This window comes from Cytobacillus firmus NBRC 15306 (assembly GCF_001591465.1).
Lineage (GTDB): Bacteria > Bacillota > Bacilli > Bacillales > Cytobacillaceae > Cytobacillus > Cytobacillus firmus.
Map to the genome: position 1 here is coordinate 70,156 of NZ_BCUY01000012.1, position 7,621 is coordinate 77,776.

The 7,621-nt window shown below is 43.2% G+C and carries 7 protein-coding genes; 2 read left to right on the top strand and 5 right to left on the bottom strand.

The window, feature by feature from the left end; translation table 11 throughout:
- Nucleotides 1–3 precede the first annotated feature (3 nt).
- Genes leuD through BFI01S_RS05845 form a run of 3 tightly spaced genes read right to left on the bottom strand, consistent with a single transcriptional unit; the run spans nt 4 to nt 3,254 of the window.
- Nucleotides 4–615 (bottom strand): 3-isopropylmalate dehydratase small subunit, encoded by a 612-nt coding sequence (gene leuD / locus BFI01S_RS05835; RefSeq protein WP_061791769.1) that lies wholly within the window; start codon nt 613–615, stop codon nt 4–6.
- On the bottom strand, nt 612–2,039 hold the full coding sequence (leuC, locus tag BFI01S_RS05840) for a 3-isopropylmalate dehydratase large subunit (protein WP_061791770.1): 1,428 nt from the start codon (nt 2,037–2,039) through the stop codon (nt 612–614). The genes leuD and leuC overlap by 4 nt, the downstream gene beginning before the upstream one ends.
- A gap of 12 nt (nt 2,040–2,051) precedes the next feature.
- A complete protein-coding gene (locus tag BFI01S_RS05845) occupies nt 2,052–3,254 on the bottom strand; it encodes a CaiB/BaiF CoA transferase family protein (protein ID WP_061791771.1) in 1,203 nt (400 codons plus the stop codon).
- A 218-nt stretch (nt 3,255–3,472) separates the two neighbouring features.
- Between BFI01S_RS05845 and BFI01S_RS05850 the strand changes: the two genes are divergently transcribed.
- Together BFI01S_RS05850 and BFI01S_RS05855 are read left to right on the top strand one after the other, a co-directional pair.
- A complete protein-coding gene (locus BFI01S_RS05850; RefSeq protein ID WP_061791772.1) occupies nt 3,473–4,144 on the top strand; it encodes a GntR family transcriptional regulator in 672 nt (223 codons plus the stop codon).
- Entirely contained in the window at nt 4,141–5,025 is an 885-nt protein-coding gene (locus BFI01S_RS05855; RefSeq protein ID WP_061791773.1) for a hydroxymethylglutaryl-CoA lyase, read from the top strand. Before BFI01S_RS05850 ends, BFI01S_RS05855 begins: the two co-directional genes overlap by 4 nt.
- 589 nt (nt 5,026–5,614) lie before the next feature.
- Here the strand turns inward: BFI01S_RS05855 and BFI01S_RS05865 are convergent.
- Nucleotides 5,615–6,163 (bottom strand): nuclease-related domain-containing protein, encoded by a 549-nt coding sequence (locus BFI01S_RS05865; protein WP_235831113.1) that lies wholly within the window; start codon nt 6,161–6,163, stop codon nt 5,615–5,617.
- A 55-nt stretch (nt 6,164–6,218) separates the two neighbouring features.
- Nucleotides 6,219–7,472, bottom strand: coding sequence for a methyl-accepting chemotaxis protein (locus BFI01S_RS05870; RefSeq protein ID WP_061791774.1), 1,254 nt, complete (start codon nt 7,470–7,472; stop codon nt 6,219–6,221).
- Nucleotides 7,473–7,621: the final 149 nt, after the last annotated feature.

A 7,621-nucleotide genomic window follows, 5' to 3' on the forward strand; every position in this document is an offset into this window, starting at 1 on the left:
TTATTAATTTTTGGCACCCAGCTTGTAGTAGATCTTATGTGATGATTCAAAGGAGTGTATATTTTGAGATGATTGAAGGGTCGCTCCAATTTCATCCAATCCCTGTAACAGCTGATCTTTTCGATAGGAGCCTATCTCGAATTCTGACATGTATCCAAAAGAATCTTCTATTCTCTGATTCTCTAAATCGACCCTAATCTGATAGCCGGGTATTTCTCTGGTATTCCGAAAAAGAATTTCTATATCCTGATCGGGCAAAACGACTGGCAGGATCCCATTTTTGAAACAATTATTATAGAAAATATCTGCGAATGATGGAGCCAGGATTACTTTTATTCCATATTCTGCAATCGCCCATGGTGCATGCTCCCTGGATGAGCCGCATCCAAAATTTTTGCGGGTCAGCAGTATAGGCGCATTTCGGTAAGGTTCTCGATTTAGAATGAAATCCGGTTTTTCCCTGTCATTTTCATATCGCCATTCATAGAAAAGAAATTTGCCAAACCCTGTTCTTTCAATACTTTTAAGAAATTGCTTCGGGATAATGGCATCTGTGTCAACATTTGCCGTATCAAGCGGAGCAACGATGCCTGTAAATCTCGTAAAAGATTTCATTGTAAACTGACCTCCTTTCTTTCCTTAACTGGCCACTCCCTCACATCTGTAAACCGCCCGGCAATCGCTGCAGCCGCTGCCATTTCCGGGCTGACCAAATGGGTCCTGGCATTCCTTCCCTGCCTGCCTTCAAAGTTCCGGTTTGAGGTGGATGCACAGCGCTCCTCAGGAAGAACCAAATCCTCATTCATTCCCAGGCACATGCTGCAGCCCGCTTCTCTCCATTGGAAACCGGCCTCTATAAAAATCTGGTCAAGCCCTTCAGCCTCTGCCTGCTTTTTTACTAGCTGTGAACCGGGAACAACTAAGGCTTCCACACGTTCCGCAACTTTATAACCGTGTGCGATTTTAGCAGCCTTGCGGAGATCTTCAATTCGGCTGTTTGTACAGGAGCCGATAAAGACTTTGTCAATCCCTATTTCGGTGATCGGTGTTCCCGGTTCCAGCCCCATATACTGCAGTGCCTTTATTGCCGGCCGCACGTGATCTTCAGACATATCTTCAAGTTTCGGGATAGTTTCTGTAATGCCGGCAACCTGGCCTGGATTCGTCCCCCAGGTAACCTGCGGGATGACTTCAGCAGCATTGAAATCAGCGGTCAAATCAAATTTCGCATCCTCATCTGTATAATATTGCTGCCACTCTTCAAGAACTTCTCCCCATAGATTTCCTTCAGGAACCGCCTGTTTTCCTTTCAAAAACGCAAAGGTTTTGCTGTCAGGCTCAATTAGTCCAGCCCTCGCTCCCATTTCGATGCTCATATTACAGACGGTCATGCGCTCTTCCATCGTTAATTTCCGGATGGCTTCGCCGCGATATTCAACCACATATCCTGTTGCAAAATCATGTCCATATTTTCCAATGATTGAAAGAATCAGATCCTTGGCAGTAGTCCCCGACGGCAATTGTCCATGTATATTTATTGCCAATGTTTTTGATTTAAATTGCTTTAATGTCTGGGTGGCAAGAACATGTTCAACTTCACTTGTACCAATGCCAAAGGCAAGTGCTCCGAACGCACCATGTGTAGATGTATGACTGTCACCGCATACAATGGTCATCCCTGGCTGGGTTAATCCCAGTTCAGGAGCAATGACGTGTACGATTCCCTGGTTCCTGCTCTTCAGGTCAAAAAGCTGTATGCCGAAATCCCTGCAGTTTTTTTCTAATGCATCGACTTGCTTCTTTGCGATTTCATCCCTGAATGGCAATGTGCGATCTGTTGTTGGGATGCTATGGTCCATGGTCGCAACCGTCAACTCAGGCTTTCTTACTTTGCGATTATTGATTCTTAAGCCTTCAAAAGCCTGCGGGGATGTGACTTCATGAATTAAATGAAGATCAATGTACAAAAGGGAAGGCTGATTCTGCTGCTCAAGCACTGCATGTTTATCCCAAATTTTCTCATATAGAGTCCGCCCCATGTTGAAGCCCTCCTAAATGATATTTTTTTTCTTCAATTCTTCTAATCTGCTTTCAGAATACCCAAGGAGTTCTGAGTAAATATCGTTATTATGCTTGCCCATCGCTTCAGGGCCGGCATGCTTTACTTCCCCTGGTGTCCTGCTTAATTTTGGAACAATGCCAGGCATTGGAAATTCCCCCAGCTGCGGATGATCAACTTTGATGATCATGTCCCGTTCTTTATAATGGGGATCTTCCAGAATATCTTTAGCGGAATAGATGAGCCCTGAAGGCACTCCTTTATCTTCAAGGATTTTTAGCGCTTCTTTAGCCGGGAGAGTCTTAGTCCATTCTTCGATCATGGAGTCAAGAAGCTTCATGTTCTCTCCCCTTGCATGATGGGTTGAAAATCTTGGGTCCTTCGCCAATTCCGGCTGCTCCATTGCCTCACATAATCTGCTGAACACACCATCCGCATTGGCGCCGATCACGATATATGTTTTATCCTTTGTAAAATAAATATTGGATGGCGCAACACCTGGCAGAATATTGCCCATTCTTTCCCTTATGTATCCTGCTAGAAGATAATCCGGAATAATGCTTTCCATCACAGAGAATACAGATTCATAGAGGGCTGTATCGACTACCTGCCCCTTTCCTGAACGCTCCCTCTCATGTAAAGCAACCAGGCAGCCGATCGTCGCAAAAAGTGCTGCCAGTGTATCACCAATGGATACACCTATTCGCGATGGCGGCCTGTCAGGGAAACCGGTTACATTTCTTAACCCCCCCATTGCTTCTCCGACACTGCCGAAGCCTGCACGATGCTTATACGGCCCAGTCTGTCCATAGCCGGAAGTCCGGACCATAATTAATCTGGGGTTAATCTCCGACAATGTTTCGTAGGAAAGATTCCATTTTTCCATTGTGCCCGGGCGGAAATTCTCAATGACAACATCGGCTTCTTTAACAAGTTCTCTTAAAACGTGCTGCCCTTCTTCTTCCCGCAGGTTTAATGTGATTGATTTTTTATTTCGCGATTGAATCGGCCACCATAGCCCAACTCCATCCTTTGACTTTCCCCAGTTTCTCATGGGATCTGATTTTCCTGGAGGTTCAACCTTGATGATTTCAGCACCAAAGTCCCCAAGAAGACGTCCTGAAAATGGTCCAGCTAATAGTGTGCCAAGCTCAAGAACTCTTATATCTTGCAGTGGAAGCTGTTTTTCTGACATGTAATTCCCTCCTGTTATTTCTTGAATGCGCTTTTATATTTAAATTTTCTCAATCTTGTATACAAATTTAATTGTTTGTATACAATAAGTCAATAACAATTTTAAAATTTTCTGAAATCTCTTTAAAAACATTGATTTGATTAAGTTTTAATATAAATTTTCAGAATATTTGTTGTAATAATTTTTGCGTTTGTATACAATACAGTTGAGGTGTTGTTATGGATGCATACGAATATATAAAAGATGCCATTATTGAAGGGAAATTTGTCCCTGGTATGCGGCTCGCTGAAGAGTCATTGGCTAAAAAGATGAATATTAGCCGCACTCCTATTAGAGAAGCAATTAGGCAGCTTGAAGCAGAAGGACTAGTTATTCCTTTAAAGCGGGGGGTCAGCGTAAGACATTTTACAAAAGATGATATTCGGCAAATTTATGACCTGCGCACTCTGCTCGAAGGATACGCTGCCAGCCAGGCGGCGATACATCGGACAGAAAGTGACCTTCTTAAAATGGAAAGTGCCAATATTTTATATGAAGAAGCAATTAGCGGGCATGTGGAATCCAATATGGAAAGCCTGAAAGATATTGTTCAGGTAAACCAGAAATTTCATGAAGCGATTGTCGCAGCTTCCAAAAATGAGCATATTCATTTCCACATTTCCAAGGTTGTCGTCGTTCCAATTGTGTTCCGGTCCTTCTATTGGTATAACAGCTTTCAGCTAAAGCAATCACTTGAGGTACATAAAACCATCCTGGATGCGATCAAAAATCGGGAGCCCGAACGTGCCCGCATTGCGATGCACGAACATATTTACCAGGGCCGTGATCATGTTTTGAAGCATCTGGAGCAAATCAAAAACATTCATCTGCTGAAGGAGGAAGGAAAATGATTGAAATTTGTGAAGTTGGCCCCCGGGATGGGTTGCAGAACGAGTGCAAAATGGTCTCAACGGAATCCAAAGTTGAACTGATTACAAGATTACTTGATTCCGGCATCCGCAATATAGAAGCCGTTTCTTTTGTCAATCCGAAGGTTGTTCCTCAGATGGCCGATGCAGAAGAAGTTCTGAAATCACTGCCTAAAAGAAATAGGGTCCGCTATGGCGGCCTGGTTTTAAGCCGGTCCGGGCTTGAACGTGCACTTAAGACCGATGTGGATTTTCTTCATGTTGTAACCACGACAAGTGATTCGTTCAATTTACGGAATGCGAAAAGGACTGTTGAACAGGCTGTTGAAGAACTTAGTCTGGTAATTAAAGACGGTGCCTCTTCAGGCAAAGGTGTATCTGGAGTATTGGGCACCTCATTTGGATGTCCGTTTGAAGGAGAAGTTCCATTAGAAAACGTGCTGAAAGCGGCAGAAAGATTTTTAGAAGCCGGCTGTACTGAAATCACTCTGGCTGATACAACAGGTATGGCCAATCCTGTTCAGGTCCAAAAAGTGGCAGAAACATTCTTTGATACTTTTGGAATGGATCTTCTGCTTGGACTTCACTTCCATAATACGCGCGGTTTGGGACTGGCTAATGTATTGGCGGGATATCATGCGGGTGTCCGCCGCTTTGATTCATCCATCGCCGGATTAGGCGGATGCCCATTCGCACCAAAAGCAGTCGGGAATGTTTGTACAGAAGATATGATCAATATGTTCCACGGTATGGGTGCGGATACTGGGACAGATCTTCCTGCTGTACTGGAAACAGCCAAGTGGATGGAAACAGTGATGGAACGGCCGCTGGATGGGATGTTAATGAAAGCAGGAATAGCTTAATTTGAGGGATAAGCCATCTGTGGGATGGCTTTTTTTGTGGAAAAATGGCGGAAGGAGCTTATGTTTGCAGATTTTAATAATTTGTTTGCAGAATTTTAGGTTTGTTTGCAAGTTTGGTGTTTTTCTTTGCATATTTTTAGATTTGTTTGCAAGTTTACTGTTTTATTTGCAAAGTTCACAATTAAGAAGGTTTTAAATATAATCTATTCTTCTTTTCACCACCTAGATGAAGATTCATCCGGCCAAGTAATCTTGAGGCAGAAAAAACAGATGTCAAATGCTAAATTTGCGAAATTCAGCATTTGTTATTGACGGTTTAATGAGATCAAAATAATCCTCTACTGCTTGATGATGTGCCGTATCCGAAGTAGTTTTACATACAGTACATCTCCATTTCCCCCAATCGTAAATCATTGGCAGCGAGCCGCACTTTGGGCAGTGCACACCGGTAAGGATGACATTTGGATTTACTTTTATAAATTTCATTACATCAATTTCATGCTCGACATGTTTTTTCAAAAGTGTCTGGTTTATTTTTTTAAATTGTTTTTCGTTTAATCTCTCAATCGAAGATGATTTTTTAATGGAGTTAAGTTTGCTTAACAAACGGTGGGCATGAATAACTTTTTTTTGAGGTGTGTTTCGATGAGGATTTGAAGATGGTGGAAGGACTGCTGATCACAACGTCAAATTCAACGGGGATATCCGGGAAGCCATGTGCTGCCATCCACTTTTTTAATTGCCGTCTCTGGTGTTCAGCCTGGGAAATGGGGTCGTGGAAAGCCTCCTCTTTTTCGTTATGGATCCGGATGACCTGGTGGAATTCGGGTTCAAAGATGATGGTTCCGTTCCAGTTTTTCACTTCTAAAATTATGCCGGATCCTTTCGTTAGAAGCAGGGTATCAATCTGGAAAAATTGACTTCCATTTGAAAGCCGAAGGCCGTGATAGATCCAATACTCTTTCTCGTCCAAAAAATTTAAATAATAATCCAGCTTTTGTTCCCCTGAATATCCAGCTCTGCGTTTGTTCAATTGAGATATGGCCCTCTCCCTCCCCGGTTCCATTTCAGGCATTCTCCTTACTAATGCTTCAAGTTTTACGATGAAGCCGGATACTGTCCTTTCCTTTTTTATCAAACTGCATCACTCCTCTCCTTTTGTAAAAAAGAGTCTAGGTTCCTAGACCTAAACTCTATAACTTAAATCTGCTGATCAACTCTTTCAAATCCTCCGCCATGCCCGTAAGGTGGTCAGCGGAAAGGGATATTTCCTCCATGGATGCAGCTTGTTCTTCAGTTGATGCCAGTACACTTTGTGTAGCCATTGCGGATTCATTTGCCACATGGGTTATCTCATCCATGGACTGGACCATTTGCTGGGATCCGGCAGACATTTGCTGAATGGCTGAAGCGACTTCCTGCATTTGATTTGTCACCATGCTGACAGACTGCCGGATTTGTTTGAAGGAATCCCCTGCTCCCTTCATGACTTCCATGCCTTCTGTTACTTCATGATTGACGGTATCCATGGTTTGGACGACCTGATGGGTTTCTTCCTGGATTTTTGAGATCAGCTGGCTGATTTGCAGAGTGGATTCCGCCGATTTTTCAGCGAGATTTCTGACCTCGTTCGCTACAACCGCAAAGCCTTTTCCCTGTTCTCCTGCACGGGCCGCTTCGATGGCAGCATTTAATGCCAGAAGATTCGTTTGAGCGGCAATGCCTGTGATCACTTCGATAATCTTTCCAATCTCCTGTGAACGCTGGCCAAGACCTTTTACCACCTTGGATAAGTCCTGTACATTTACATGAATGGAATTCATTTGGCAGCCTGCTGTTGAAATGGATGCATCGCCCTGATTTGCTTTTTCCAGAGAATCATTGATTTGCTCTGTCACCTGTTCTGAATTAGCCGCCACCTGTGTCAGTGTTTCAGACATCTGCATAATGACATTGGAAGCCGTTCCGACACCGTGGACCTGGTTGTCTGCCCCTGCAGCAATCTCTTCAATCACCTCAGCAATGTGGCTTGTTGCCATATTGGTCTGCTGGGCGCCTGATGATAGCTGCTGGGCATATTGTGTGACTTCGTCGGAAGCCAGAACCACTTTATTCAGAACCTCCTGCCAGGCGGAGGCAGTGTGATTCAGAGCTGAAGCAATGGAACCAAGCTGGCCCACTGATTTTTCGTCCAGTCTTGTGGACATGTTTCCATCTGCAAGTTCATCAATAAATCTATTAATTTTGCTGATGGGTGCAATAAATTTGCGGTAGTTCATAAAAGCGGATAATATTCCCGCCAGCGTGCCAAGGATGACAATAAACCCAATGGTCGTCCAAAACGCACTGCCTTCAAGCCCATTACCAACACAAACTGTAATGCCGATGATCAATACAGTAGGAATAATTACGATTAAAGTACGGAGAATATAGCTAAGCTGGCTCATGTAACAGACTCCTTTATTATTATTTCAGTAAAACAGATTCCAAATTCCCCCTATATTATCATGTTCTGCCAAGAGACAATTTGATTATAGTGGATAAAAGGAAGATATATCAATATATTTTGTGGAATTATTTTTTAATAATTGAAATC

Bases quoted from the DNA above. Each gene is read 5' to 3' on its own strand.
- leuD (WP_061791769.1), bottom strand. From the start codon at position 615: ATGAAATCTTTTACGAGATTTACAGGCATCGTTGCTCCGCTTGATACG.
- leuC (WP_061791770.1), bottom strand. From the start codon at position 2,039: ATGGGGCGGACTCTATATGAGAAAATTTGGGATAAACATGCAGTGCTT.
- BFI01S_RS05845 (WP_061791771.1), bottom strand. From the start codon at position 3,254: ATGTCAGAAAAACAGCTTCCACTGCAAGATATAAGAGTTCTTGAGCTT.
- BFI01S_RS05850 (WP_061791772.1), top strand. From the start codon at position 3,473: ATGGATGCATACGAATATATAAAAGATGCCATTATTGAAGGGAAATTT.
- BFI01S_RS05855 (WP_061791773.1), top strand. From the start codon at position 4,141: ATGATTGAAATTTGTGAAGTTGGCCCCCGGGATGGGTTGCAGAACGAG.
- BFI01S_RS05870 (WP_061791774.1), bottom strand. From the start codon at position 7,472: ATGAGCCAGCTTAGCTATATTCTCCGTACTTTAATCGTAATTATTCCT.